We start from the raw sequence: 26338 nt of genomic DNA on the forward strand, positions 1-26338 counted from the left end.
CCCTGATTAAGCGTCACGCCATTCGCCTGTGGCGAGATTATCCAGCGTGTAGTTTCCCATAGCGTAGCGGATGAGGCGCAGGGTAGGGAAGCCAACATGCGCAGTCATGCGCCGCACCTGGCGGTTACGACCCTCATACAGGGTGATTTTCAGCCAGGCTGTCGGAATCGATTTGCGCTCGCGAATCGGCGGATTACGTGGCCACAACCAGCCCGGCTCCTCGACGCGTTCAACGCCTGCTGGCAATGTCGGGCCGTCGTTCAGCGTCACCCCGGTGCGCAGCGCTTCAATGGCGTCCAGCGTTGGTTCGCCTTCCACCTGCACGTAATAGATTTTGCCGGTACGTTTGCCAGGTTGCGTCAGGCTTGCCTGTAACGCGCCGTCATTTGTCAGCACCAGCAGCCCTTCGCTGTCGCGATCCAGGCGACCCGCGGCGTACACACCCTGCACCGGAATAAAATCTTTTAGCGTACTGCGCCCGGCTTCGTCGGTGAATTGCGGCAAAACATCGTAGGGTTTATTGAACAGAATCACGCGTTTTGGTTGGTTTTGTGGTTCAGGCCTGGTGGCTTGTCGTGAGCTGAATCGCTTAAGGCGGTGATTTCTAAAAGAAGTTTTGTTCATGGTATTTTCAGTAGTTATCAATTGCCGCATTATAGCTGAATCACGATTGCCTTTCATGGAGCCTGACTATCGGTTAGTATGTTCGGGCTCATTACAATTCATTAACAAAAACGGTTTGCTCTGTGTGAATCACGTAACAGGTGAGCGGACGCAGTCTGAGCGCCCCGGCATGAAGTCAGCGAGCAAACAACCAGAAGCGCTCGAAGGAGAGGTGAATGGAAAGCAAAGTAGTTGTTCCGGCGGAAGGTAAAAAGATCACCCTGCAAAATGGCAAGCTCAACGTTCCGAATAACCCGATTATCCCGTTCATTGAAGGTGACGGTATCGGCGTGGACGTGACCCCGGCGATGCTGAAAGTGGTGGATGCCGCTGTGGAGAAAGCCTATAAGGGCGAGCGTAAAATTTCCTGGATGGAAATTTATACCGGTGAGAAATCTACCCATGTTTACGGCCAGGACGTCTGGCTGCCGCCTGAAACACTTGATCTGATTCGTGATTATCGCGTTGCGATTAAAGGCCCCCTGACTACGCCAGTCGGCGGTGGCATTCGTTCCCTGAACGTTGCGCTGCGCCAGGAGCTGGATCTGTACATCTGTCTGCGCCCGGTACGTTACTACGAAGGTACGCCGAGCCCGGTAAAACACCCGGAACTGACCGACATGGTCATCTTCCGTGAAAACTCAGAAGATATTTACGCGGGTATTGAGTGGAAAGCCGACTCTGCGGAAGCAGAGAAAGTGATCAAATTCCTGCGCGAAGAGATGGGCGTGAAGAAAATTCGCTTCCCGGAACATTGCGGTATCGGTATCAAGCCGTGCTCCGAAGAAGGCACCAAGCGCCTGGTGCGCGCTGCGATTGAATACGCAATCACTAATGACCGTGATTCTGTAACGCTGGTGCACAAAGGCAACATCATGAAGTTCACCGAAGGCGCGTTTAAAGACTGGGGCTACCAGCTGGCACGCGAAGAGTTCGGTGGCGAGCTGATCGATGGCGGCCCGTGGCAGAAAATCAAGAACCCGAAAACCGGCAAAGAGATCATCATTAAAGATGTGATTGCCGATGCGTTCCTGCAACAGATCCTGCTGCGCCCGGCAGAATACGACGTTATCGCTTGTATGAACCTGAACGGTGACTACATCTCCGACGCCCTGGCGGCACAGGTTGGCGGTATCGGTATCGCCCCTGGCGCGAACATCGGTGACGAGTGCGCGCTGTTCGAAGCGACTCACGGCACCGCGCCGAAGTACGCAGGTCAGGACAAAGTGAACCCGGGTTCGGTGATCCTCTCTGCGGAGATGATGCTGCGTCACATGGGCTGGGTTGAAGCGGCTGACCTGATCGTTAAAGGCATGAGCGGCGCGATCAACGCCAAAACCGTGACCTACGATTTCGAACGTCTGATGGAAGGCGCTAAGCTGCTGAAATGTTCAGAGTTTGGTGACGCGATTATCGCGAACATGTAATCCGCCTCGCGGTTAAAACTAGAACGGGAGCCGCTTGGTTCCCGTTTTTTTCGGCTCTGAGAAATTCTTCCCCAAAACTTTCCCCAAAACCCTTCCCCAAAACTGGACGGAAATTAACCCGTTTTCGTACCAACAATTGTCCAGTCTTTACCGCGATCGTCATTATATTTATCGGTCATTTTTCTTGATTTATGCCCCAGTAGTTTCTGCGTATCGAGACCTTGTTCTCTATATAGTCTTTCTGAAAGAGAACGCTGTTCATGAAATGTTGGTGCTTCTCCTTTATTCCATTCCAGTCCACATTTATCTCGTGCTTTTTTAAACGTGGTTGTTAATGCATTACCTGAAACCCGATCCCCTCTTTTTGCCTGGGAGGTGGTATGTCTGAAATGCACCAGATATTTACTGACAACGGCATCGCGGCATTTAGATATTACTTCCCGAAGAGAAAGCCCAATAGCCTCACATTTTAAATCCAGTGGGATAGCCAGCCGTGAACCTGTTTTTTCCTGCTCCACATGTAACATATCGTCCCAGATATCTGTGAATTTCATCTTGCTGATATCGCCGAGCCGTTGGCCAGTGACAATAGCAAGTAACATCCCGCACTGGAGATATGGCTCCTGCCTTTCCGCTGCCAGAAATATGGTGTTCCATTCTTCAAGGGATAAGCGTTGTCGCTGAATTCTGTTTCTCGGCTGTTTTGTGGCAAGTGCCGGGTTAAATCCCGGCGGCACGTGACCGCTGTGCTGTGCTTCCTTGAACACGTCGATAAGTACCATGCGAACCACTTGAGCCATGCGGTTATGGCCTTCAGCTTTTACGGCATCGATAATCTCTGCAATATCCAGTGCTGAGATATCTTTTAAATGCTGCATCCCGCAATGCTCGCGAAATAAACGAACAGGTTTATTTTTTTGTTTTAACGAATTGAGCCTTAACTCTTTATGCTGGAACCGTTCCTCCTGGACGGCGATATATTTATCGAGCCATTCAGTTACAGTAATGTCAGTTCTCTTACCCTTCATCCGTGCCAGACGATCGTTAACGCTGAGTATCTGTCTGGTGCGCTGCTCGGCAATGATCGTGTTGGCCTCGGTAGCGACTTGTTTCGCTTCTGCTTCATCAGTTCCGAGGCTGTGGAACCGGCCAGATATGGGGTGCTTATATTGCCAGTAAACCTTCCCGGTACGCTTATCCAGTTTGCAATACAGGTTTGGAATAGAGATTTTATGAGAACGCGGTCTAGCAGCCATCTGCAATAATCCGTTTTAGTTTTGGACTAGCGGTAACAGGAAGTTTTGGTTCAGCAAGAACACCCACAAAGCGCGCGCTGCGGTCTACCATCCAGCACCGGCCTACCTTTATTGCTGGTGGAGCCATCATTTTACCTTTGGCATATTTTTTCAACACGCGCTCGCTTGGAGCCAGATCTCCAAATTCTTCCTTCGCCCAGTCGAGTAGGGGGATCATTCGTGACATTAGTTTCTCCACTACCGGCTGCAACCGGCTATTTCAATCTGTACGCACATGACGAGCAGCCAAGCCTGGCGCCGTCGTTACATTTCAAACAAATTTCAGGTTCGCTGGTGGCCGGAGCCACCTGTTTCATGATCGGGGCAGGGACCAGCACCGGCATTGGAACTCGCTGGCGCCTGGCTTCCTCCAGTAGTTTTGCCAGTTCCAGCAGCCGCGCTTTGCAGTCCATTGCCTCAGCGCGCCACCATGCGACATCTTCACGCAGCCTACGTTGTCGCCGCAGTTTTAGTTTGCTGGGCATCAAATCCCCCTTTGCCTGCGCTTTAATTCGATAATTCCCTGACACTCTGTGCATGTCTGGCAGCCGGGAACAGCAGCACGGCGTTGTGCAGGGATATCTTCGCCGCACTCGCTACATTGTTCCGCTGATATAGCGTTGCGGTCGATACGCATGCGCTGAATGGCCTGGTTGATGTTCTGCTCCACCAGTTCGTTGGCCTGATCGATGATTTCAGCCGCCATCATGCATCTCCTTCATCTGCTCAAACTGACGGGCGATAGCAGTAGCTTCAGGCGATGGTGCGGATTTATTGCGAAGCCAGATGCAAACCGCACCATCTTCCGTGTCGTGAATGGAACCAACAAACCAGCCATCGCCGGCAGGTGCTTCTGGTTGCCACTTCGAAATGTCGTAACCATCGACAGTCGGATCCATCTCTTCCTCGTCGCGATAAACGACTGTCCATTCCAGCCCGTTAGCTTTCATCCATGCGTTAAATTCAGTGGTCGGAATATGTTCGCGACCATCGCAAAATTCCTCGTATACCGGGTGTGTCCAGTAACCATACTGATCGCGTTCTACTGGAAGCGCTGCGATTGCTGGTGATGCTGGTGTCTGCTCAGATTCAGATGATGTTGCTGACTGAGTACGAACCTGGGCGATGTATGCGAGGTTCAACGCCTCAAGGCGAGAAGACAGCTCTTTAATCAGGTCCGAATAAACTCCGGTCTGCTTGATGCTGGTGGCGTAATTGTTGGCGGTTCTCACCAGCTCGATAATGGTCATTGATGCCAATTCTTGTTTCATTGCGTTGTATCTCCTTTGCGCGCTGCAAAGCGCGATTTTTGGATGCACGAATCCCTCGCCGGGTGGCGATAATTAATGACTGTTCGCTTTAATAAACGCCCTGAGCAGGGCGCTTAGTGAAGCGGGCGGCTGCAACCGCCTGTGGCATCTCCACATAATTGAAAGCGCGCTCCGGAATGGGTTTGCATTAACGACCAGACACTCAGGGGAAGAGGCCGGAACGCGCTTACAGTTATGTGAAAAAATTGCGGCGCCCTCACGGGAAAGATCGGACGCCGCCAAATAACTACCAGTTGGCATTTTTATAGTTCCCGGTTGCCTTCCGGTGCTGATGTCCATAAAGGACAGCGCAGCGACTTCCTCATATGGTTGTAATATTTTGACACCGGGGCGCTACTTCCGCTTACCTCCCGCCGCTCTGTTTTAGGTATTGGTAGCCAATTGCTGCTACTCAGCCGATTTCCGGGTCTTTGCGTCGGCCGGCACTGCATCGCGCTTGCGAACATCACAACTGGAATCGCACTCCCGCTTAATCACACCTGCCACCCATAACTGATAAGAGAAGGAGTGCGCTTTCATGTTGTGTGCCTGTCTTTTCACCACATCAGGCTCGGTGGTATCCTGGTGTTCTCACACAACCAGATAGGCTTCGAACATGGACAAGGCGCTGCAGCAACAAATCGATCAACTTACTATTGAAATTGCCCGCCTGAAAGAGGCGCAGGCAGTAGCTGAGAAAAATGTTGTTAACCTCGTCGCACGGTCTGAATTTACCGTTGCGCTAATCTCTGCTCTTATTACCGACGGCACCATCAGCACCGATGATGCTGTGGATTTCATCAGGGAGGCTCCCGTCGAAATTCCCGGTTACACTGAGAGCGTCGAGCAGGCCCGCCACACCGTTATCGAAATCCTTAGCTATCCGAGAGCACACTTTTAGCCGCCGCGTTTTACCGGACTCTTCCCGGTGGTCACACCGAATCGCCACGATGGTGAATCGCTCAGGCCGAAGTACGGGGCTGGCTTGCACATTCCGGCTACCCGCTGGATCGGGATACTGTCAAAGGAATCCCCGGACCGCTAACGACGCATGTGCCATACGCCGTACTGCTTTTTTTGCCTGTCTTTTCACCACATCAGGCTCGGTGGATCCTGGTCATTCCCCAACAACGAGGATTCGGTTAATCTGGATATCCCCAACAACGAAAGGAGTTTTTATGCAGTGCGATGACTATGAAAAGCGGCACATGCCTCCTTACAAGAGGCCTGAACCACCGCCAAAACCTGATAATTCTGACTGAGGTGAGACATGTCCCGACATGAACTGGTGTTCGATATTCACTATTCGTATTACCTTGAAAAAATGTTTGCGACCTCAACGGGACGCATTGATCGAATAATGACTTTTCTGATCATCCTGTCGGGGTGTGGAATATTTGTTTCCGTGTCTGGTTATGCTTGGTTCGGTGCCTTTGTGGCCGCCTTATCAATAGGCCAGGTTGTATTCCAATTTTCCAGAGCATCGGGTGTGGCTGCTGAGCAAGCTCGCCTGTATCTTGAACTCATCACAGACGAGAGCTTTCTTAGTGATGAAGAGTTGTTTGAGCGTTTTAAACGCCTTCAAAACTCCGACTCAAAACCATGGGGATGTCTAGAATTACCCGCGCAAAAAAGAGCAACTATTGCGTTGGAGTTGTCAGACACCACACGATTACTCACTAAAGAAGAAAAACTCGCTGCGTGGTTCGCTGGAGATCTTCCGAGGTAAACATATGGTTGAAAGAGCTGGTGGGCATAAGCCATCAAACCCAAGACCTCCGCAACCAATAAAGCCGAATCCACCTAAGCAGCAGGCTTAATCGTTGTTGGTTATCCAGATTGTTAAAGAGCAAAGCGTCCTGCGGGGCGCTTTTTATTTCCCGCGAATCATCCCGGTCTTCATACGCCCCGGGCGGCTACTTCGTGGGCGTCCTGCCTGTTCGCTGTTGATGAAATGATATTGCTACTTAAAGTAGATAAAATCAACTACAAAAAGTAGAAATGTGAGATGTGCTTTTTGAATGAAAACTAACAGCATGAAAATGTTGGGAATTTATTTAATAAAAAACCGGCAGTAGCCGGTATTGAAGAGAGGAGGTTATGCGAAGTCGTTGAATTTTAGTGGTAAGTGTTTAATTAATTTGCCAAATATATAAAGTTCATTCATTTCATGAGGTTCAATAAAAAACGGTGGGTACTTTTCATTGTCAGATAGGACTGCGAGCTTTCTACCCTTAACCTTCTGTAATCTTTTGACGAATGTAGAATCTTCGAAGTTAAAAACGTAAATACCATCACCTGTAAAATGGTCAATTTTGGTATCAATGAAAAGAAGATCACGAGGGCATAGCGTTGGCATCATGCTGTCACCATCGACGTTGATTAGCTTTACACCTTCAAGTGAACGCCTGCCGAATAGTTCATAAACCTTGCTCTCTGGTACTTCTATTGAGCTGATTAGCTCGGGGAACGTGTTGTTTATAAATCCATTCCCAGCAGAAGCAAATACATCTAAATGCTGAAGTTTTACAATGTTCTTAGAGGTGGTTCTAGAATTCAGTTCCGGCACTCCATAATCAAGGTAAGCAGCGGACACGCCCAAAGCATCAGCTATCTTAACCATCTTCTCGTCCCTAGGTTTTGCCGTACCCATGGTATAACGCCGCGCCATCTCATAAGAGACACCACTTATTTTAGAAAGGTCTGTAACAGAAATATTCTTATTGGTTATCAATAAGTTCAATCTGCTAGCGAAGTCGCTATATTTAATTTCTTCTACCATAAGTAGAAGAGTACAAGCATCATCGAGTATCGTCATTTCTATTTTGAGTAGTTGATTTATTCTACTTTAAGTAGCAATATTCACTCTGAACCTATTATCAGGAGTGAATATGTCTAAGCCAAACATCACCGAAGCAGCAGTGAAAGCAGCTGGCCCGTCTCTATCTGAAGTGGCACGCCGCTTTGGGTTTAAGTCCCCTCAGTCAGTAGCGAATTGGATCATTAACCAACAGGTTCCCTCAGAGCGTGTAATCCAACTCTGTGAGATGGGTAAATGGTCTTTCACTCCGCATCAGTTGCGCCCTGATATCTATCCAAACACAGGTGATGGTTTACCTGAAACCACAGAACCAAGGGGTTAACCGTGGGCAATAAACACCAAAAAGCAGAAAAACAACCAGCATGGCTGGTTGCGGCAATCAGGCGAACTATTGCTGAACTACCTGGCGGCTATGAAGAAGCCGCAGAAATTTTGGGTATCTATAAACCCGATGACGTTACTCCATCAACGGACCCACTGTTTAACCGCCTGAGGGCAGACGGCGATCAGATTTTTCCGCTTGGCTGGGCGCTGGTACTTCAAAGCGCTGGCGGTAAACACCACGTCAGCAACGCAATGGCTCGTCATGCTGGTGGTGTATTCGTTCCGCTGGTGGAGGTTGATGACATCGACAATGCCGACATCAATCAGCGTCTGATGGAATCAATCGAGTGGATCGGCAAGCACTCAACCTATCTCAGAAAGGCAACTGCTGACGGGGTTATTGACCAGGCGGAACGCGAGCAAATCGAAGAGAACAGCTATCAGGTGATGGCGAAGTGGCAGGAGCATTTAACGCTGCTGTTTCGTGTTTTCTGCGCGCCAGAAAAGGTTGACGCCGGCGAGTTGCAGCTCCCGGCGTCGCGGCGTGTCGATCGTAGTGGAGATACCAACGCATGAACAGTTTAACGGCTAAAAGCCGCTTACCGCAACTGAGGATGATCCCCGTTCCGGGCGCTCCTCTGTTTCGGTATGAGCGCAGATTATCAAACCGCTGGGTGTCATGTAACCACAGTCGGGCGGCGGCTATCGTGGGGGTGTATTACCGGAAGGCGAAGCAGCTATGCGCGAAATCAACCGCAGATTCAGAGACCACTACGGAATCCCGGTACGGGTTATCCGGTGGGAGCCAGAAAAACAGCGCGTTATCTACCTGCGGCAAGGTTATGAGCATGAATGCTTCAGCCCGCTCCATATCTTTAAGCGCGACTACAGAGAGATTGAGGTAGGTCCAGATGAGCATGGAATTAATGGTAAGAGCCATGAAAGCGAAGGTGGGTAATCCACTTCGCAAGCTCGTGCTGATCAAACTTGCCGATAACGCCAGTGACCAGGGCGAATGCTGGCCCTCCGTCCCATATATCGCAGAGCAGTGCGAAATGTCAGTACGTTCTGTGCAAAGCCATATCAAACAGTTAGTTCAAGATGGTCTCGTGTCTGTTGAGGAGCGCAAATCTTCTAACGGCCTGAACCGCACAAACGTTTACACCCTCAACCTGCGCACTGGTGCAAATGCTGCACCCTCTGGTGCACATCCTGCGGCATGTGGTGAAACTGCTGCACCAGGTGGTGTAAATGCTGCACCGGTTAGTGGTGCAGGAGCTGCACCCGGAATCAGTCACTTATCTGAACCAGTCAAAGAATCAGTCACTGATAACTTATTTGAACAGGCCTGGGCGTTATATCCGAAGCGTGCAGGTGGGAATTCGAAAAGTGCGGCTCTGAAAGCGTGGGAGGCGCGCGTGAGGGAAGGTGTGGCGCCACATGACATGCTGGAGGGCCTCAAGCGCTATGCGATGTTTGTTAGCCAGACAGGAAAGGCGGGTTCCGAGTTTGTCAAACAGGCGAGAACGTTCTTTGGTCCAGACCGTCATTTCGAAGATGCATGGCTGATCCCAGCATCTAAAGGTACCCGGCAAGACCCATTATTCCCGGGCAGCTATGCCGATGCTGATTATTCTCAGCGGCCTGCTGGTTTTCGGGTGGTGAACTAATGAAATGTGGGTCTGTAGACATTGGCATCGAAGCCGCAACCGTAGCGTCAGAATTGGCACCGCGCATATGGCAGCGCCCGTTCCTTAAATGGGCTGGTGGCAAGTATTCATTGCTGCCGGAACTGGATCGCCTCATCCCGGCTGGTAAACGACTCATTGAGCCATTTGTGGGCGGCGGTTCGGTATTCCTCAACTCAGATAAGCATGAAAGCTTCCTGCTGGCGGACGTAAACGCTGATCTGATCAACCTGTACCAGATGCTGACCGTGGTTCCGGATCTGGTAACCGAGTGGGCCAGGGGATTCTTTGAAAAGCTGAACGATGAAGGCAGCTATATCGCCTGTCGCGAAGAGTTCAACAACCAGAGCATGTCCGGCCCTGAGCGTGCTGCCGCCTTCCTGTACATCAACCGCCACTGCTTTAATGGCCTGATCCGCTACAACCGCGAAGGCCGTTTCAATGTCGGCTATGGCAAATACCGTGCTCCGTATTTTCCCGCAGCCGAGATAAACGCCTTCGTCTCAATGTCGCGCCGCTGCGTGTTCATGAATGCCGGTTATATCCGCACGCTGGCGCTGGCAGGTGAGGGCGATGTTGTGTACTGCGATCCTCCGTATGAACCGATGCCCGGTACCGCCGGTTTTACCAACTATGCCGCCGGGGGTTTTACATGGAACGACCAGCAGGAGTTAGCGCGCTGCTGTGTTGCTGCGCATCAGCGTGGCGCCAGAGTGGTGATCAGCAATTCCACCGCGCCTCGCATCATCGAGCTTTACAAGGGGCATGGCTTCGACCTGCACCACGTCAGCGCCCGCCGCGCCATATCGAGCAAAGGCAGCACGCGCGAAACCGCCACCGACATCGTGGCCATTCTCTGAGGGGGAACCGTGGAAGACCGTAAACCACTGACTGACCGACAGCAGCAGGTGCTTAATGCGCTGGTGGATTTTCACAACATGCACGGCTACCCGCCGACCTATACCGAGCTTGCGGCGCTGATTGGCGTCTCGTCGGGTAATGCTGCTTTTGAACATCTGCGCGCCCTGGTGAAAAAAGGCTACATCACGATCGCCAGCGGGACCGCGCGCGGAATAAAGGTGATTGGTGTAAACGACACGCTGGCGCTTGATGAAGCCGAGGACATTATCCGCGCGCTCCTGGCGGGTGAGGAAAGCTCTGCTGATCTGGCTCATGAATGGCTGAAACGCAGAGGGTCCGCGGCATGAAGCTAATTTTACCTTTCCCACCCAGCGTGAATACCTACTGGCGCGCCCCGAATAAGGGGCCGCTGAAAGGCCGTCACCTTATCAGTGCCGCCGGGCGCAAGTACCAGAGCGACGCCTGCGCGGCAATCATCGAGCAGTTACGCCGTCTGCCTAAGCCATCGAGCGAACCAGCCTCGGTGAAAGTCATTCTCTACCCGCCGGACGTGCGCCGCCGTGACATCGACAACTACAACAAGGCGCTGTTTGACGCGCTGACACATGCCGGAGTGTGGGAGGACGACAGCCAGGTTAAACGCCTGCTGGTGGAGTGGGGACCGGTACAGCAGGGCGGCATGGTGGAGATCACAATCACTAAGTTTGTACCAACAGCGGTTGCAGCCGCTTAACGGAGATACGCATGCAACAGATGAACACAACACCAGCTTTCACCCCTGCGCCATTTATGCCGGGGCAGGAACTGTCAATGAGCAGCCAGGAGATTGCCGATCTGGTTCAGTCACGGCACGACAAAGTGAAGCAGTCGATTGAAAGGCTTGCCGCAAAGGGCACAATCCAACTCCCCCCAATGGGGGAAGTTAGAAATCACCTCGGGCAGGCGGTCGCAGTGTATATGGTAGGTAAGCGCGATAGCTATGTGGTTGTGGCTCAGTTGTCGCCAGAGTTTACCGCCCGCCTGGTGGATCGCTGGCAGGAACTGGAAAGCCAGCAATCTATGCCGGTACCAACGTCATTGCCTGAAGCGTTGCGCCTCGCCGCTGATCTGGCTGAACAGCAGCAACAGCTTAAACATGAACTGGCGGTAGCCGCGCCGAAAGTGGAATTTGTCGACCGTTATTGCTCCGCGAAAGGCTCTATGTCATTCAGGCAGGTGGCGAAGCTGCTTAACGCCAAAGAGCCAGAGTTTCGTTGCTTCCTGCTGGATAACGATATTCTGTACCGCCTGGGCGGCACACTGACACCACGCCACCGTCATATTGCCCTTGGCCGGTTCGAGGTGAAAACCGGTACCAGCAGCGAAAACAACCATGCATTCAGCCAGGCACGATTTACGGCAAAAGGTGTGCAATGGATTGGCGGTCTGTGGGCGGCACATATCGCGAAGGAGGGCGCAGAGTGAGGGCGCTGTTAAACCCTGTCGTGGTAACTGAGCTTGGCCTCGTCATGTTCCGTCCCGGCGTTAGCCTCCTGCCGTATTTTCGCCGCGGACGCATTTTGCTTGAGAACGAACCCGAGCGCCTGGCAGGTATGCCGAACGGTGAACTGCCACCAGCAGAGCAGCCGCTGGCGGAAGATCCTGCACTGGCTGGTGTATTCGAAAATGAGGCGGTGTTGCGCCGTGCTGGCGGCATTAACGGCCTTGAAAGCTGGCTTGAATCCGGTACCGGCTGCCAGTGGCCACACGAAAGCTGGCACGCAGAGAACATGACTACCCTACGTCACGCGCCGGGCGCGATCCGGTTGTGCTGGCATTGCGACAACATCCTTCGGGAGCACAGCACCGAGCAACTGGCGGGTATTGCCCGCGCAAATTGCGCTGCATACATCCTCACGACCGCCCGCCATGAGCTTGGCTTCGACGACTCCCATTCACTGACACTGCCGGAGTTTTGCTGGTGGCTGGCGCGTTACGGCCTCGCCGACGTGCTGCCGGAGGAAGCCGCCCGGCAGGTTCTGCTTATGCCTAAGCCGGTCATTAAATCTGTATCGCGCGAGCTTGATCTGGTGCCTGGCATACCGCAGGCGCGGGAAATTGTTGAGGAAGTAGCCAAGCAGGTGCTGGCGCTGCGCATCGATCCGGAGACGCCGGAATCCTTCATGCTGCGTCCTAAACGCCGCCGCTGGGAAAACGAGAAGTACACACGCTGGGTTAAAGCACAGCAATGCATGTGCTGCAACAACCCGGCAGACGATCCCCACCACCTTATCGGCCACGGTAACGGTGGAATGGGTACCAAGGCGCACGACCTGTTTGTGATCCCGCTTTGCAGAGCGCATCACGACGCGTTGCACGCTGACACCGTGGCATTTGAAGAAAAATATGGCAGCCAGCTTGTACTGCTGTTTCGTTTTTTAGATCGCGCGCTGGCCATCGGCGTGCTTGCGTAAAGTGGAGATGACTAATGCGTGATATGTATGAAGTAATGGATATGTGGGGTGCTTGGGCAGCATCAGATAACAGTGGCGTCGATTGGCAGCCGATCGCTGCAGGCTTCAAAGGCCTGCTTCCTTATGGAAAAAAGTCACGTATTCAATGCGACGATGACGAAGGCATTATGATTGACGGTTGCGTAGCGCGATTGCGGAAATATAAGCCTGAAGAGTACGAACTTGTAATTGCCCACTTCGTTATAGGAATATCTCTGCGTGCTGTTGCAAAGAAACGGAAGTGTTCAGATGGGACGATCAGGAAGGAGTTGCAGACGGCTATGGGATTCATTTTTGGAATTTTATATATGCTAAAAGGTTAAATTTTTAACATTAATGCAATGATGCCAACACAGGTTGGCATCCATGCTAAGCAATTCATGAGGTCCAAAATTCTAATGCAGAATATTTCATTGTCTTCAAGATTTCTAGTCGCGGTATCCAATCTTTTTTTAAGATCATTTTGCTCGTTAGTTAACCGGTCTTTCAAAGAACTGAATAGTGTATCTCTTGCATGAGATACATGACTCAGTTGTTTTTTTAATGATTTAGATACAAAAGACGTAATAATGGAAGTCAAAAACACACCAGAAAAAGCAACAAAAGCGATAGTGGATTCAGAAAGTTGAAATATTGAAATTGCAGCTACTAATGAAATAGGAATTGCCAAGGATTTATTAGTGATTTCAGATAATATTTTCGAAACCTTTTCTGCGTAATCGATTTCAGCCTCTGCAACCTCTTTTCGTGATTTATGGAAGGAAAAGGCAGACATATAAACAGCAAGGTTGTTGCTATATAATTTATTTATTTCATTCCAGTTTTTTATTATATGAGAGAAGTTGTTGTTAGAATTTGCAATGAATTCAATTAAGGTGTTTCTAAATGTATTTATTTTTTCAATGTAATGGTTGTCTTTGCTTGCGTCAGAATTGGAAAGTGTTGCTATGAGATCAATATTTAAATCATCTTCGCTTATGTCAAGCATATCATCAGTGAGATTTGTTTCAATAACAGCAGTCGAAGATTTGGATTCAGAATGTAAAACAAACACAAGGCGATAGAAATTCACATTTTTATCGGTTTTTATATCATGGAAATGTGCTATTTTGGCAAGGTGTGTGATTAATGCGCAAATTTTCTCAATTTTAATTATATATTCTGGCTTTGATTTGTCATGCGAAAAATAATCATCGGAAACGATATAGAAATCACTTGGGATAATACCTTTTTTAAGCGTATTTATTGCAATAAAATCACTCTTTGAACTATAGAAGCGTTCGGCACTTCTGCGCGCAACATTAAATGTGTAATTAATAATATTTCCTGATAAAGGAAGATCATCAGCATCATATACTTCTTGGCCGTCAATTTCAATATCGCTAAACGTTCCCTCGTTAAAACCATCGCTTAATATATTTTTTACGATATTATAAATATTGGCTGTATATTGTGCAGACGCATCAATTCGTACTCCATCAAAAGATGGATTAACTGATGATCTAAACAATTCAACCACATATTTTAATTGGCTCATTCTGTTGTATCGTCATTCGAAAAGGTTATGTTCATTTCTTTGAGTGCAGCTCTTATTTTTGTTTTAGCTTCAACTGGCAAATTACTGAAAGTAAGATTGCCACTTTCATTATCATAAAATATTGTAGCATCAGTTGTTACGCCTAACAAATCTTTGTCAAAATTGAAACTATATTGATCGGTTTTGAAAATAACATTCCTTATTTTGTCCAAAGAAGTTTTATTTATAACAAATTCTGTTGGTATTCTTACTTCTTCGCTGTTTAAATATTGCATCAATTCACGAATTTTTGGTTCACGTTTATCCTCTTGTAAAAAAGCTAATTCTGCAGTTATAACTGCTTCAATGTCGGAAAGCTTTGCTGATAGTTCATTAGTAAATTGCATTTCTAAATATTTTATAACTTTATTTCTAATTTGATCAGCTTTAGGTGATGTTTCTCTGTCTTTTTTGAAAAACTTTTTTACTTCATTAGGTAGTTTTCTTGTGGCACCTGCTGATGCTATGCCTTTATCGCATCCCAAAGCTGCAATGAAATAAGCTGCAGCTGATTGACCTGTCGTTTTGCTAATAAAGCTTAGATAGCTAAGCTCGGTTCGCTGAACTTCATTAGATTCTTGGTATTGATGGTAATAATGAAAGTTTATTTTAGCTGCTTGATTGATGTTATTCATCTCAAGATGGATCATTTCTTCTGGCTCTAATCTCTCGCTAATTGTTACCCCGTTTGTTTTTTTTATCATTGTTACTAATAAGTATCGTAAGCCTAAAGACACATAATCACTAAAAACAACGTAACCACCTGATGCCCAGATCTGTTCTTGTGCCGAATGATACATTTCTTTCATTATTTCTTTAGAAAGAAGGATAAAGTCCTCTGATACTGATTCATGTACTTGATAATATTGATGAAATAAGCCGGGTACTGGCCCCTGCTCGTCCGGTGTATTCTTGAAAATTCCGTAATGCGCCGCATTTCCCTTTGAACCGTATAGCTCCACCACCCCTTTGACTAACTGCTTGACTATGGCATTGTTTTTATCTAATTCAGTATCTCGCAGATTATAAGGCCTAGAATGATCAAAGTTTTTGTTAGATTCTTTTAATAACTCGTGGACAATCACATGCTTAATGGTGATATCGGTCATTTTTTGTGCGTTCCGTGTCAATAGGGTAAATCTTAAAATCTAGAATAATAAAAGATTAACGCGTACGCAAAATCTATCGTAACCTGTTAAGAGTGGTCACTTGGACACGAACTTAAAACGATTTTATGACTTCGCTTCGGCGGGGTTTCCTTGTTGTGGAAATGGGCGGCTGGTGGGTGTTGTAGCACCCGACCAGCCATTCGCTCATGTTTGAGGTCACAAGCGAACCAAGGCCCACTGCTTTAGCGCAAAAGCATAGTGAGCCTATCAGAGTCCCGCTGACTGATCTATGAAAAATACTGTAAATTTAAACAGTGTTGATTTAATCAATGCTGACTGCCTGCATTACATAGCAACCCTTCCTGATAACTCAATTGACCTGATTGTTACCGATCCGCCTTACTTCAAGGTCAAGCCGGATGGCTGGGACAATCAGTGGAAAGGCGACGAGGATTATTTAAAGTGGCTCGATGGCTGCCTGGCGCAGTTCTGGCGAGTCCTCAAACCATCGGGCAGCATTTATCTGTTTTGCGGCCACAGGCTTGCGGCAGATATCGAATTGATGATGCGCCGCCGGTTCAGCGTGCTGAATCACATCATCTGGGCCAAGCCTTCCGGAAGGTGGAACGGCTGCAATAAAGAAAGCCTGCGGGCTTACTTTCCGGCTACTGAGCGGATTCTGTTCGCCGAACATTATCTGGGGCCGTACCGACCTAAAGATGATGGATATGAGCAGAAAGGGACTGAGCTAAAGCAAAGCCTGTTGGCTCCCCTGATTGAGTATTTCCGGAGCGCCCGCGCATCACTTGGTGTGACGGCAAAGGAAATTGCAGACGCCACCGGCAAGAAGAATATGGTTTCGCACTGGTTCGGTGCCAGCCAGTGGCAACTACCGGGCGAATCTGATTACCTGAAGTTGCAGGAGCTGTTCACGCGCATAGCGGCAGAGAAGCATCAGCGGAGCGAACTGGATAAGCCTCATCCTCAGCTGGTGGCCACGTACCATTCGCTTAACCGTAAATACTGCGAGCTACTGGAAGAGTACAAATCACTACGGCGTCACTTTGCGGTCACCGCGGTGGTTCCGTATACGGACGTATGGACATACAAGCCGGTGCAGTTCTACCCTGGCAAACATCCGTGTGAAAAACCTGCGGACATGCTCAGGGACATTATCAACGCCAGCAGCAGACCCGGTGATCTGATTGCTGATTTCTTTATGGGCTCAGGCTCTACGGTCAAAGAAGCGGTGAAACTTGGCCGCCGCGCGATCGGCGTTGAACTTGAAACAGACCGCTTCAATCAAACTGTTGCTGAAGTATCAGAACTGTTGATTACGAAAGATAATGGAACATAAAGGCTCGTTTAATCGGGTTCCGCAATTTGGGCTGCCTCCGGGCAGCCTTTTTTATTCCCCTCATTCTGAGAGGACTCACAGCATATACGAGGGGGCTAAATGTCCGAACCTGTTTCCGGTTCCGCTGCGGCGGCGAGCGCTTTAACCGGTGCCAGTTTATATGGCTTGTTAACTGGTACCGATTACGGCGTTGTGTTCGGTGCGTTCGCTGGTGCCGTGTTTTATGTCGCCACGGCTGCCGATCTGACGATTCTCCGCCGTTCGGCCTACTTCATCGTTTCTTACTTCGCTGGCGTGTACGGCTCCGGGCTGGTGGGTTCAATGCTGGCGAGCGTTACCCATTACAGCGACAAACCGCTTGATGCGCTCGGCGCGGTTTTGCTTTCCGCGGTGGCGATTAAGACGCTCACCTTCTTTAGCGAACAGGATCCACTGTCGCTGCTGCAAAGGTGGCGGGGAGGGACAAATGGTAACAAGTGATCCGCTGGTACTGACCAACGTGCTGACCAGTACCGCTATCGTTCTGCGCCTGATGATGTTTCGTAAGCCTGGCGGGCGACACAACTGGTGGGCGTCATGGCTGGCTTATCTGATCATCCTGGCTTATGCCTCTGTGCCATTCCGTTTCATGTTCGATTTCTATTTTCATGTCCACTGGGCGACCGTGCTGATGAATCTCATCATCTGCGCTGCTGTATTCGCGGCGCGCGGTAACGTAGCCCGGATTTTTCACGTACTGAGGCCAGAATAATGCAGATCAGCGATAAGGGTGTTGCTCTCATCAAACAGTTTGAAGGTCTGCGGCTGACGGCGTATCAGGACAGCGTGGGCGTGTGGACGATCGGCTATGGCTGGACACAGCCGGTGGATGGGAAACCAATCCGCGCCGGAATGACCATCAAAGAGGAAACAGCAGAACGGCTGCTGCGCACCGGACTGGTGAGCTACGAGAGCGATGTATTGAAGCTGGTGAAAGTGAAACTGACGCAGGGTCAGTTCGATGCGCTGGTTTCTTTCGCCTACAACCACGGCACCCGGTCGCTTTCCACCTCTACGCTGCTGAAAAAGCTAAATGCAGGCGATTACCGCGGCGCTGCCGATGAGTTCCCTCGCTGGAACAAAGCGGGCGGGCAGGTGCTGGCTGGTCTTACCCGCCGCCGCGCTGCTGAACGCGAATTGTTCCTGGGTGGTACATGATGAACCGCCTGACCGCGATAACTTCTATTTCAGCGGTGGTGGTGATTGCCATTCTGGTAGCGCTGCTGGCGTTTACTAAAGCAGACCTGTCTACTGCCGAAAGCGATAACCACGTCCTTAAGAGCGACAACGCATTACAGGGGCAGGTTATTGCCACTCAGACATTCAACATCAACCGGTTTAACCAGGTGGCGCAACTGGCAGCCAGTGCAAACGCCGTGGTAGCCGGTGATGCCGAAAAAACCGTTATTGAATACCGGGAGATTCTTCGCCGTGAGAAAACCTGTGATCTGCCTGTTCCTGCTGACGTTGCTCGCGGGTTGCTCGAATACGCCTACCGTTTACGTGCCAGCGCAATGCACGCCGATTCCGGCAAGTCTGACACGGCCTATGATAGTGCCGCTTCCACCCACGGACTGACATATTGCCAGGCAGTGCTGTGGATTAAGCCGTTGCTTGCAACCATCGAGCAGGGCAATAATAACTTTGCTGGTATCATTGATATAGAAAAAAACCGTCAAAAAATCTCTGAGTAAAAACTCCACTCCAAGTGTGGAAATCAGGCAAAGTATTGGCACGAGATATTGAATTGAGGTTGTGTAGGTAATAATCTCCATAGGTTCGTAACGTTTGAGAAAGCCTATGACTTTTTTAGCTGATTTTTTGAATAGTCCAGAAAAACTTTATTCCTTCATTGGTGCTGCTACTGCTGTCTCACTACCATTGCTATGCAACTTTTTTAAAGATTTATATTTCGATAGGCAAAAGCGACACACTGAAAAAAATTACATAGTAGTTCAAATAATTTACTTGCTTGATAATTTTGTTTTTACTTGTGGGGAGCTTGCTTGGGATACAGGATATGATCCCTTCTACCCCGCACCTGAGATCGAAGATTATCAAGCTCAAGTTAATGATCCAGTGTTTGATTTATCTTCTGTCAAAGGGGAGCAGAAATACCTTGAACCAATTATGTTGTACAGGTTGCAGGGGATAAATGTCGGCATCGCGAAAGCCAAAGAGAGCTTGAGGGATCTAGCAAACTCTCCAAACTTCGGGCCTGATGACATAGATCATTATTTTACACAACGACGGAGGGAGTATGCTGCTATTGGCCTACAAGCTGCCGAAATTGTTAGTGAACTAAGAAATAAGTACAAGATACCTCAACGAGATGATTGGGATCCGCGTAATACTATCATTAACAGTATCAAACAAATGAATCGGGCAAGATCCTTATTTGAAATAGGGAAAAAGGAAAGAAAAGCCAAAAGGATAATGCAAAAGCATCCCCAAAAGAGTACTTAATCAAACATCTATTTGAAGCTTATAATCACGCTACGTTAGTTTTTTCACTCTTCAGATACGCGGGCATTACAGCAGGCATTCACAGAGTGCCTGTGATAATGCTTTATTAGTTGAACCGGTAACGTTATTCTGAAGACTCCTTCTTCTAATGGAGTAAAAAAATGAAACATGCCTCTGCTAAGATTATTAATATTCTTCAGGATGAATCAAGTTATAATGAACAAAGCGGTACTTTCGTCTTTCAGTTAAGTGAAGAAGTTGATGATGAATGGAAAAATATATTTGCTTCTCTCATCGGTGATGGATATAACAGTTTTTATGCCAAGCCTCGTCCAACGTTTAAACGCAATGACGCTATATCAGCATTGGCTAATATCGAGGGTGAAGGTGATATACCTACAACTACGACTGAATTACAACATTTAATCCGAGCAACAAATGTATCTTACAATGAGATGGTTGATGAAAGAGTTAAAAAAGATAAAGAGAATAAAAAGAAAAAGTTAGACTTAGATAACAAAGTCAAACAAATTATTGGTAAATTAGACCTCTGATTTTCTTTAATCGCTCATTATGGGTCACTACTAAATTTAAACCACTGGCTGACGCTGGTGGTTTTTTTATTGCGCTTCAGCATGCGCTAAACAATCGAGACTCTTTCAGTCATGAGCCCGCGCTCATTCCACATAAATGATATTGATAATCATTGTTATTTGTATGGGTCCTCCCGGCGGGGCCGCCTGCCACGGGGCGGCGTGGCCGCGGGTTTCGGCTAGTTTTCGCATTTTATAGTCATCATCATCATATGGGCAGCTTATTGATTTTTAAGGTGTTCAATTTTCAATGATGTCGAATTGTTCAAAAAGTGTTCATCATCATGGACCAGGAAATCGCAGCGTTAAAACTCAATATCAACCAGCTCGCCGGTATCACTGGTGTCCACCGGCAGACGGTTGCCGCACGGCTGAAAAATGTCACCCCGGCACCCGGAAGTAACAGCAAACTGAAACTTTATCTCGTCACAGACATTCTTTGCGAACTGATGATCCCGACCGTCTCCACGGCAAACGTGGAAGAGATGGAGCCAGCAGACAGGCTCGCTCACTGGAAAGCTGAAAATGAGCGGCTGAAATTCGAGGTCGACACAAATCAACTGATACCAGCCGAAGACGTTGCACGGGAATTTTCATTAATGGCGAAAGCTGTCGTTATGGTGCTTGAAACGCTCCCGGATATTCTTGAGCGCGACTGCGCGCTGACGCCGGTTGCGGTATCGCGCGTACAGAGTGTTATTGATGATCTGCGCGACCAGGTGGCACAAAAAGTGATGGACGCCGAACCAGAGGAGGGAGAGCCAGAGGAGGACTGATGGCAAAACGGGCATCAGCCAGGGGGATCCGCCGCGATGTCTCCGGCATTTTACGTGCCCCGCGTCGTATGCAGGTGGCCGATGCGGTCAGCTCATATATGCGTGTGCCGATGGGCGCGGGTAACTCTGTGCCGTGGGATCCAAATCTTGCACCTTATATTATTGAGCCGATGAATTGCCTGGCATCGCGGGAATACGACGCAGTGGTGTTTGTCGGACCCGCCCGAACCGGGAAAACCATTGGCCTGATCGATGGCTGGATTGTTTACAACATTGTCTGCGATCCGGCTGACATGCTGGTTATCCAGGTTTCCGAGGAGAAAGCGCGTGAGCACTCGAAAAAGCGCCTCGACAGGACATTCCGCTGCAGTCCGGAAGTCAAAGCCCGGCTGAGTCCCCGCCGCAATGACAATAATGTCCATGACCGGACATTCCGGGCGGGTAACTACCTGAAACTCGGCTGGCCATCGGTCAATATCATGTCGTCGTCGGACTATAAAAGTGTGGCACTTACTGATTATGACCGGTTCCCCGAAGACATTGACGGGGAAGGTGATGCGTTTTCACTCGGTTCAAAGCGAACCACCACGTTTATGTCCAGCGGCATGACCCTGGTAGAAAGCTCGCCCGGTCGCGATATTCGTGACACTAAATGGCGGCCCGCATCGCCGCATGAAGCGCCACCGACTACCGGCATCCTCTCTTTATTTAATCGTGGCGACCGTCGCCGCCTGTACTGGCAGTGTCCGCATTGCCACGAATATTTCCAGCCAGAAATCGCCAATATGACCGGATACAGGGAAACGGCGGATCCTGTTCTGGCAAGTGAAGCCGCGTATCTCCAGTGCCCTGCCTGCAAGGGCAGGATAACTCCGGAGATGAAGCGTGAACTGAATATCCGGCATGTCTGGCTGCGCGACGGGGAAAAAATAGACCGGGATGGCAACCGGTATGGTGAGCCGCGTCGTTCACGTATCGCATCGTTCTGGATGGAGGGGCCCGCCGCTGCATACCAGACGTGGGCGCAGATGATTTATAAATTCCTCACGGCTGAGCAGGAGTATGAAGCCACCCGGAGTGAGGAAACGCTCAAAACGGTGATCAACACCGACTTTGGCAGGCCTTATCTGCCCCGCGCCAGTCTTGAACAGCGTAAAAGCGAACTGCTCGAGCAGCGTGCCGAAGATGTGCCCAAACGCGCAGTACCCGACGGTGTTGAATTTATTGTGGCGACTGTCGACGTTCAGGGCGGTAAATCCCGTCGGTTTGTGGTTCAGGTGACCGGGTATGGTGCACAGGGCGAACGATGGCTGGTCGATCGCTACAACATCCGGCAATCCATGCGGACCCGCCAGGATGGCGAATGTTATCCGGTTGATCCTGCCAGTTATCCCGAGGACTGGGATTTGCTGCTTTCTGATGTGTTTGAAAAGTCCTGGCCTCTGGCAGGCGACCCGAAAAAACGCATGCGACTGATGGCAATGGCGGTCGATTCCGGTGGTGAGGATGGCGTCACCGACAATGCCTATAAATTCTGGCGCAAATGCCGCCGGGATGGTCTGGGTAAAAGGATATTTCTCTTCAAGGGCGACAGCGTTCGACGCTCAAAACTTATCACCCGCACATTCCCTGATAACACTGACAGGTCCACCCGTCGGGCAAAAGCCGCGGGTGATGTGCCGCTGTATCTTCTCCAGACTGATGCACTAAAAGACCAGGTTAATAACGCCTTATGGCGCGAATCCCCTGGTCCGAATTATGTGCATTTCCCGAAATGGCTAGACAGCTGGTTTTACGACGAACTGACGTATGAGGAGCGATCAACCGATGGCAAATGGAGCAAACCGGGGCGCGGCGCGAATGAAGCCTTCGACCTGCTTGTCTATGCCAGCGCGCTGGCGACCCTTCATGGCTACGAGAAAATCAAATGGCCGGATGCACCTGAGTGGGCACGGCGGGAAACCTGGCTGGAGGACGCGCCGGCGGAAACTGGCGAAACGCCACCCGCGCCGGAAGCCCATCCCGTGCCGGTAGTTAAAACCCGGCGTAAGAAGTCGAAATCCGAAACAGAAGCAAACCCGTGGGTTACGTCAGGAGGCTGGGTGTGAACCAGAATGACATTGAAGCCATGATCCAGCGTTACACCGACGCAGAAATGGCGGTGCTGGGCGGCAAATCTATCACCTTTAACGGGCAGCAGATGAGCTTTGAAAATCTGGCTGAGATCCGTAAGGGACGGCAGGAGTGGGAGCGTCGACTTGCTGCGATTAACAACAACCGCCGGGGCAGACCGGGCTACAGACTGGCGAGGTTCTGATGACCATCCTTGACGATGCAATCGGGCTTTTTTCGCCAGCATGGAAAGCTTCACGGCTGCGGGCAAGGGCAGTAATACAGGCTTATGAGGCTGCAAAACCTTCCCGGACACACAAGGCACGCCGGGAAAATCGCTCCGCTAACCAGCTGAGCCAGATGGGCGCCGTTTCCCTTCGGGAGCAGGCGCGCTGGCTCGACAATAACAACGATCTGGTGATCGGCATTTTCGACAAGCTGGAAGAGCGTGTCGTGGGGGCCAACGGGATTGTGGTGGAGCCTCACCCCAAGATGAACAGCGGCAAAATAGCAAAAAAACTGGTGGTGGATATCCGCAAGAAGTTCGCTGAATGGTCTGTTAAGCCTGAGGTCACCGGCCAGTTCACCCGCCCCATGCTGGAGCGCCTCATGCTTCGCAGCTGGCTGCGTGACGGCGAGGTATTCGCCCAGATAGTCAGCGGAACGGGCAACGGGCTGGTACCCTCAGCTCGGATCCCATTCTGGCTGGAGGCGCTGGAAGCGGATTTCGTCCCGATGAACAGCGATGAATCCCGCAAACTCAGCCAGGGGGTTTACCTCGATGACTGGGGGCGTCCGAAAGCCTATCAGGTCTATAAGATTCTGCCGGTTACCGGGAAACAGCTCGACACCAAGGATGTTGATGCGGAAAACATGCTGCACCTGAAGTATACCCGGCGACTGCACCAGACCCGCGGCAATTCGCTGCTTTCCGGTGTGCTGATGCGTCTCAGTGCCCTGAAAGAGTATGAGGATTCAGAGCTGACTGCCGCCCGTATTGCCGCCGCGCTGGGTATGTATATCAAAAAAGGGGACGGGCAAAGCTATGAGGATGATTCAGCGGGAACGGGCAAAGATGACCGCGAGCTGATGATCCAGCCCGGTATGCTGTATGACGACCTGCAGCCCGGTGAAGAGATCGGGATGATTAAATCTGACCGCCCCAATCCCAACCTGGAGACTTTCCGCAACGGTCAGCTGCGCGCCGTCGCTGCTGGCACCCGCCTGAGTTTTTCGAGCGCTGCGAGAAATTACAACGGGACGTACAGCGCACAGCGTCAGGAGCTGGTGGAGTCCACCGACGGCTACCTTATCCTGCAGAACTGGTTTATCGGCGCGGTAACCCGACCCATGTACCGCGCCTGGCTGAAAATGGCGGTGGCATCCGGTGAAATTGTGGTGCCGCGTGGTGTCGACATGGACACGCTCTATAACGCCGTCTACTCCGGCCCGGTGATGCCATGGATTGATCCGGTAAAAGAGGCCAACGCCTGGAAAACCCAGATCAGGGGTGGTGCCGCCACAGAGTCTGACTGGGTGCGCGCCAGTGGCCGCAACCCTGATGACGTTAAATCCCGTCGCAAAGCTGAAATCGACGAAAACAAAGAACTGGGGCTGGTGTTTGATACAGACCCTTCCAATGATAAAGGAGGCACCAGTGCCGAAGTTAAAGAGCCGGGCGCGCCACCGTCCGAAAGCCAGCGCAAAAAGTAACTCCTGGTTCCGCATGCAGGCCAGCGGGAGCAGTACGGCCGATATTTTTATTTATGATGAAATCGGCTACTGGGGGGTAACGGCAAAACAGTTTGTCAGCGATTTAAAGGCGCTGGGTGATATCAGCCTGATCAATCTTCACATCAATTCACCGGGTGGCGATGTCTTTGACGGCATCGCCATTTTTAATGCGCTGAAGCACCACGGTGCGTCCATCACTGTTCACATTGATGGTGTGGCCGCGTCGATGGCGTCAGTCATTGCGATGGTTGGTAACCCGGTCATCATGCCGGAAAACACCATGATGATGATCCATTATCCATCACACTACCTCATGGGGACGCATGAAGAACCAGATTCATCCATTAACTCATTGTTAATTATGAAGATGAAAGAAATGCTGTTTGCATTGCTTTTCTACTGTTTCTCGGCGTTGCGGGTGAATGTGTATTGCAATGTGTATTGCAAAATGAGGTGTTATGGCTGGCGAGAACAAATTAAGCGATAAGGCGCTAAAGGCTTTGCATGGTAAGCCGCTTGAACGTCAAAAAATGGTCGCTGATGGAAGAGGGCTGTCCGTCAGGGTCAGCGCCAGTGGCGCAGTGAGTTTTGTATTTTTCTTCAGGCATTCAGGCCGACAGAGTGCCCCCGTCTGGATGACGTTAGGCAAGTATCCAGATATGACACTTAAACAGGCCAGAGAGAAAAGGGACGAGTGCCGGGCATGGCTATCACAGGGACTTGATCCAAGGATAGAGAACAAACTCACCAAAGAGAGTCTGTTCACACCTGTTACGGTTAAGGACGCTGTTGATTACTGGTTTGATAACTATGCAAGGGAGAAACGCAAGGAGACGGTGCGCCTCTATCGCCGTTATGAGAGGTACATATTTCCCTACATCGGCGGGTTTCCTGTCGATAAATGCGGCCTGTCGGAATGGATAAGGTGTTTTGATCGCGTAAAGAAAATTGCGCCGGTTCAGTCTGCTTCAATGCTGATTGAGTTAAAGCAGATCTTTAAATACTGCCGGGTTCGCCAGTATGTCCGTTGCAATGTGCTGGATGACTTGAGCCCTGGTGATATCGGTAAATATCAGGACAAGAGAGAGCGATTGCTAGATGAAAGCTACGTTGCCGATCTGTGGGGCGTTTACTTTCATTGTAAGGGTAAAACCCGTGTGATGAATTACAAAAAACGGATGGCGATTTTGTGCCTTGTGTTTGGATGCCGACTCAGTGAGGCCCGCCTGTCAACATGGGAGGAATGGGACTTCGATAAATGGCTCTGGACGGTGCCGAAAGAGCACAGTAAAAACGGTGAAGAGATTATTCGCCCTGTGCCTCAAAAGATTCGTCAGTGGCTTGTAAACCTGCACGAAGAGACCAAAAGGCGTAAATACATACTCGGTGAACTGAAATCTGATTCAACCGTCAGTGCGATGGGATGCACAAACTTTATCTCTCTTAAACATGAGAAACGCTGGTCATTACATGACCTGAGACGAACGTTCTCAACAAGTCTCAACGACATGGGCGTCGATTTTTATGTAGTAGAGCAGTTGTTGGGACACACCATAAAGGGCGTGGCCGGAATTTATAACCGCAGCAAGTATATTCCCCAGAAACAAGAAGCGCTGGACCGATGGGTTGATTACCTTGATGGGCTGGTGGGTGAAGAAAACACAATTAAAGTGATCAAGAAAAGGAGCGCCTGAT

34 protein-coding genes are annotated in these 26338 nt (G+C 49.9%); 26 read left to right on the forward strand and 8 right to left on the reverse strand.

The window, feature by feature from the left end:
• Nucleotides 1–6 precede the first annotated feature (6 nt).
• The gene (gene rluE / locus IP581_RS09165; protein ID WP_086869964.1) at nt 7–654 is read right to left on the reverse strand and encodes a 23S rRNA pseudouridine(2457) synthase RluE; all 648 of its coding nucleotides are present in this window, start codon (nt 652–654) and stop codon (nt 7–9) included.
• A 185-nt stretch (nt 655–839) separates the two neighbouring features.
• Between rluE and icd the strand changes: the two genes are divergently transcribed.
• Nucleotides 840–2090 carry an NADP-dependent isocitrate dehydrogenase gene (icd, locus tag IP581_RS09170; RefSeq protein WP_086869660.1) on the forward strand — a complete coding sequence of 417 codons (1251 nt, stop codon included), beginning with the start codon at nt 840–842 and terminating at the stop codon, nt 2088–2090.
• A 113-nt stretch (nt 2091–2203) separates the two neighbouring features.
• On the opposite strand, the gene IP581_RS09175 is transcribed toward icd, so the two are convergent.
• The 4 genes from IP581_RS09175 to IP581_RS09190 form a co-directional block, all read right to left on the reverse strand.
• Entirely contained in the window at nt 2204–3346 is a 1143-nt protein-coding gene (locus IP581_RS09175; protein WP_193822347.1) for a phage integrase Arm DNA-binding domain-containing protein, read from the reverse strand.
• Complete coding sequence (locus tag IP581_RS09180; RefSeq protein ID WP_193822348.1) at nt 3336–3572, reverse strand: excisionase; 237 nt, start codon at nt 3570–3572, stop codon at nt 3336–3338. The genes IP581_RS09175 and IP581_RS09180 overlap by 11 nt, the downstream gene beginning before the upstream one ends.
• Nucleotides 3573–3869: 297 nt before the next feature.
• Entirely contained in the window at nt 3870–4091 is a 222-nt protein-coding gene (locus IP581_RS09185; protein WP_193822666.1) for a TraR/DksA C4-type zinc finger protein, read from the reverse strand.
• Entirely contained in the window at nt 4081–4446 is a 366-nt protein-coding gene (locus tag IP581_RS09190) for a hypothetical protein (protein WP_228007854.1), read from the reverse strand. Before IP581_RS09190 ends, IP581_RS09185 begins: the two co-directional genes overlap by 11 nt.
• An 865-nt stretch (nt 4447–5311) precedes the next feature.
• Here IP581_RS09190 and IP581_RS09195 point away from each other — a divergent pair.
• Together IP581_RS09195 and IP581_RS09200 are read left to right on the forward strand one after the other, a co-directional pair.
• On the forward strand, nt 5312–5596 hold the full coding sequence (locus IP581_RS09195) for a hypothetical protein (RefSeq protein WP_193822349.1): 285 nt from the start codon (nt 5312–5314) through the stop codon (nt 5594–5596).
• A 369-nt stretch (nt 5597–5965) separates the two neighbouring features.
• The gene (locus IP581_RS09200; protein WP_193822350.1) at nt 5966–6424 is read left to right on the forward strand and encodes a hypothetical protein; all 459 of its coding nucleotides are present in this window, start codon (nt 5966–5968) and stop codon (nt 6422–6424) included.
• Nucleotides 6425–6793: 369 nt separating this feature from the next.
• Here IP581_RS09200 and IP581_RS09205 read toward each other — a convergent pair whose 3' ends face one another.
• On the reverse strand, nt 6794–7513 hold the full coding sequence (locus IP581_RS09205) for an XRE family transcriptional regulator (RefSeq protein ID WP_193822351.1): 720 nt from the start codon (nt 7511–7513) through the stop codon (nt 6794–6796).
• Nucleotides 7514–7586: 73 nt separating this feature from the next.
• Between IP581_RS09205 and IP581_RS09210 the strand changes: the two genes are divergently transcribed.
• The 10 genes from IP581_RS09210 to IP581_RS09255 all read left to right on the forward strand — a co-directional run bounded on the left by IP581_RS09210 (nt 7587) and on the right by IP581_RS09255 (nt 13204).
• Nucleotides 7587–7838 (forward strand): transcriptional regulator, encoded by a 252-nt coding sequence (locus tag IP581_RS09210; RefSeq protein ID WP_193822352.1) that lies wholly within the window; start codon nt 7587–7589, stop codon nt 7836–7838.
• 2 nt (nt 7839–7840) lie between these two features.
• On the forward strand, nt 7841–8416 hold the full coding sequence (locus tag IP581_RS09215; protein WP_193822353.1) for a YmfL family putative regulatory protein: 576 nt from the start codon (nt 7841–7843) through the stop codon (nt 8414–8416).
• A 163-nt stretch (nt 8417–8579) separates the two neighbouring features.
• Nucleotides 8580–8798 carry a DUF4222 domain-containing protein gene (locus tag IP581_RS09220; RefSeq protein WP_193822354.1) on the forward strand — a complete coding sequence of 73 codons (219 nt, stop codon included), beginning with the start codon at nt 8580–8582 and terminating at the stop codon, nt 8796–8798.
• Nucleotides 8752–9510, forward strand: coding sequence for a helix-turn-helix domain-containing protein (locus tag IP581_RS09225; protein ID WP_193822355.1), 759 nt, complete (start codon nt 8752–8754; stop codon nt 9508–9510). The genes IP581_RS09220 and IP581_RS09225 overlap by 47 nt, the downstream gene beginning before the upstream one ends.
• Complete coding sequence (locus IP581_RS09230; RefSeq protein WP_193822356.1) at nt 9510–10388, forward strand: DNA adenine methylase; 879 nt, start codon at nt 9510–9512, stop codon at nt 10386–10388. The genes IP581_RS09225 and IP581_RS09230 overlap by 1 nt, the downstream gene beginning before the upstream one ends.
• Before the next feature lie 9 nt (nt 10389–10397).
• Nucleotides 10398–10736: a LexA family protein gene (locus IP581_RS09235; RefSeq protein WP_228007833.1), complete on the forward strand. Its 339-nt coding sequence runs from the start codon at nt 10398–10400 to the stop codon at nt 10734–10736.
• Entirely contained in the window at nt 10733–11122 is a 390-nt protein-coding gene (locus IP581_RS09240) for a RusA family crossover junction endodeoxyribonuclease (RefSeq protein WP_193822357.1), read from the forward strand. The genes IP581_RS09235 and IP581_RS09240 overlap by 4 nt, the downstream gene beginning before the upstream one ends.
• Before the next feature lie 11 nt (nt 11123–11133).
• A complete protein-coding gene (locus tag IP581_RS09245; protein ID WP_407659128.1) occupies nt 11134–11853 on the forward strand; it encodes a phage antirepressor KilAC domain-containing protein in 720 nt (239 codons plus the stop codon).
• Nucleotides 11850–12842 carry a DUF968 domain-containing protein gene (locus IP581_RS09250; RefSeq protein WP_193822358.1) on the forward strand — a complete coding sequence of 331 codons (993 nt, stop codon included), beginning with the start codon at nt 11850–11852 and terminating at the stop codon, nt 12840–12842. The genes IP581_RS09245 and IP581_RS09250 overlap by 4 nt, the downstream gene beginning before the upstream one ends.
• 14 nt (nt 12843–12856) lie before the next feature.
• Nucleotides 12857–13204: an antiterminator Q family protein gene (locus IP581_RS09255; RefSeq protein WP_193822359.1), complete on the forward strand. Its 348-nt coding sequence runs from the start codon at nt 12857–12859 to the stop codon at nt 13202–13204.
• Here IP581_RS09255 and IP581_RS09260 read toward each other — a convergent pair.
• The gene (locus IP581_RS09260; RefSeq protein ID WP_193822360.1) at nt 13201–14418 is read right to left on the reverse strand and encodes a hypothetical protein; all 1218 of its coding nucleotides are present in this window, start codon (nt 14416–14418) and stop codon (nt 13201–13203) included. The two genes, IP581_RS09255 and IP581_RS09260, sit on opposite strands and share 4 nt — an antisense overlap.
• A complete protein-coding gene (locus tag IP581_RS09265) occupies nt 14415–15566 on the reverse strand; it encodes a nucleoid-associated protein (RefSeq protein WP_193822361.1) in 1152 nt (383 codons plus the stop codon). Before IP581_RS09265 ends, IP581_RS09260 begins: the two co-directional genes overlap by 4 nt.
• Before the next feature lie 289 nt (nt 15567–15855).
• Between IP581_RS09265 and IP581_RS09270 the strand changes: the two genes are divergently transcribed.
• The 13 genes from IP581_RS09270 (at nt 15856) to IP581_RS09330 (ending at nt 26337) form a co-directional block, all read left to right on the forward strand.
• Nucleotides 15856–16923: a DNA-methyltransferase gene (locus IP581_RS09270; RefSeq protein WP_193822362.1), complete on the forward strand. Its 1068-nt coding sequence runs from the start codon at nt 15856–15858 to the stop codon at nt 16921–16923.
• A gap of 99 nt (nt 16924–17022) precedes the next feature.
• Entirely contained in the window at nt 17023–17403 is a 381-nt protein-coding gene (locus IP581_RS09275; RefSeq protein WP_193822363.1) for a phage holin family protein, read from the forward strand.
• A complete protein-coding gene (locus IP581_RS09280) occupies nt 17390–17674 on the forward strand; it encodes a phage holin family protein (protein ID WP_193822364.1) in 285 nt (94 codons plus the stop codon). The genes IP581_RS09275 and IP581_RS09280 overlap by 14 nt, the downstream gene beginning before the upstream one ends.
• Nucleotides 17671–18120, forward strand: coding sequence for a lysozyme (locus tag IP581_RS09285; protein ID WP_193822669.1), 450 nt, complete (start codon nt 17671–17673; stop codon nt 18118–18120). The genes IP581_RS09280 and IP581_RS09285 overlap by 4 nt, the downstream gene beginning before the upstream one ends.
• Nucleotides 18120–18656, forward strand: a complete 537-nt coding sequence (locus IP581_RS09290; RefSeq protein ID WP_193822670.1) for a hypothetical protein — start codon at nt 18120–18122, stop codon at nt 18654–18656. Before IP581_RS09285 ends, IP581_RS09290 begins: the two co-directional genes overlap by 1 nt.
• 106 nt (nt 18657–18762) lie before the next feature.
• Entirely contained in the window at nt 18763–19428 is a 666-nt protein-coding gene (locus IP581_RS09295; RefSeq protein ID WP_193822365.1) for a hypothetical protein, read from the forward strand.
• 161 nt (nt 19429–19589) lie between these two features.
• Nucleotides 19590–19982, forward strand: a complete 393-nt coding sequence (locus IP581_RS09300) for a hypothetical protein (RefSeq protein ID WP_193822366.1) — start codon at nt 19590–19592, stop codon at nt 19980–19982.
• Nucleotides 19983–20305: 323 nt separating this feature from the next.
• Complete coding sequence (locus IP581_RS09305; RefSeq protein WP_193822367.1) at nt 20306–20797, forward strand: DUF1441 family protein; 492 nt, start codon at nt 20306–20308, stop codon at nt 20795–20797.
• Nucleotides 20797–22905 carry a phage terminase large subunit family protein gene (locus IP581_RS09310; RefSeq protein WP_193822368.1) on the forward strand — a complete coding sequence of 703 codons (2109 nt, stop codon included), beginning with the start codon at nt 20797–20799 and terminating at the stop codon, nt 22903–22905. The genes IP581_RS09305 and IP581_RS09310 overlap by 1 nt, the downstream gene beginning before the upstream one ends.
• The gene (locus IP581_RS09315) at nt 22902–23114 is read left to right on the forward strand and encodes a hypothetical protein (protein WP_193822369.1); all 213 of its coding nucleotides are present in this window, start codon (nt 22902–22904) and stop codon (nt 23112–23114) included. Before IP581_RS09310 ends, IP581_RS09315 begins: the two co-directional genes overlap by 4 nt.
• Nucleotides 23114–24622 (forward strand): phage portal protein, encoded by a 1509-nt coding sequence (locus IP581_RS09320; protein WP_193822370.1) that lies wholly within the window; start codon nt 23114–23116, stop codon nt 24620–24622. Before IP581_RS09315 ends, IP581_RS09320 begins: the two co-directional genes overlap by 1 nt.
• Nucleotides 24549–25130 carry a head maturation protease, ClpP-related gene (locus IP581_RS09325; RefSeq protein ID WP_407659129.1) on the forward strand — a complete coding sequence of 194 codons (582 nt, stop codon included), beginning with the start codon at nt 24549–24551 and terminating at the stop codon, nt 25128–25130. The genes IP581_RS09320 and IP581_RS09325 overlap by 74 nt, the downstream gene beginning before the upstream one ends.
• Nucleotides 25102–26337, forward strand: coding sequence for a tyrosine-type recombinase/integrase (locus IP581_RS09330; RefSeq protein WP_193822371.1), 1236 nt, complete (start codon nt 25102–25104; stop codon nt 26335–26337). Before IP581_RS09325 ends, IP581_RS09330 begins: the two co-directional genes overlap by 29 nt.
• Nucleotide 26338 lies beyond the last annotated feature (1 nt).

This window comes from Kosakonia pseudosacchari (genome assembly GCF_015167415.1).
Classification (GTDB): domain Bacteria; phylum Pseudomonadota; class Gammaproteobacteria; order Enterobacterales; family Enterobacteriaceae; genus Kosakonia; species Kosakonia pseudosacchari.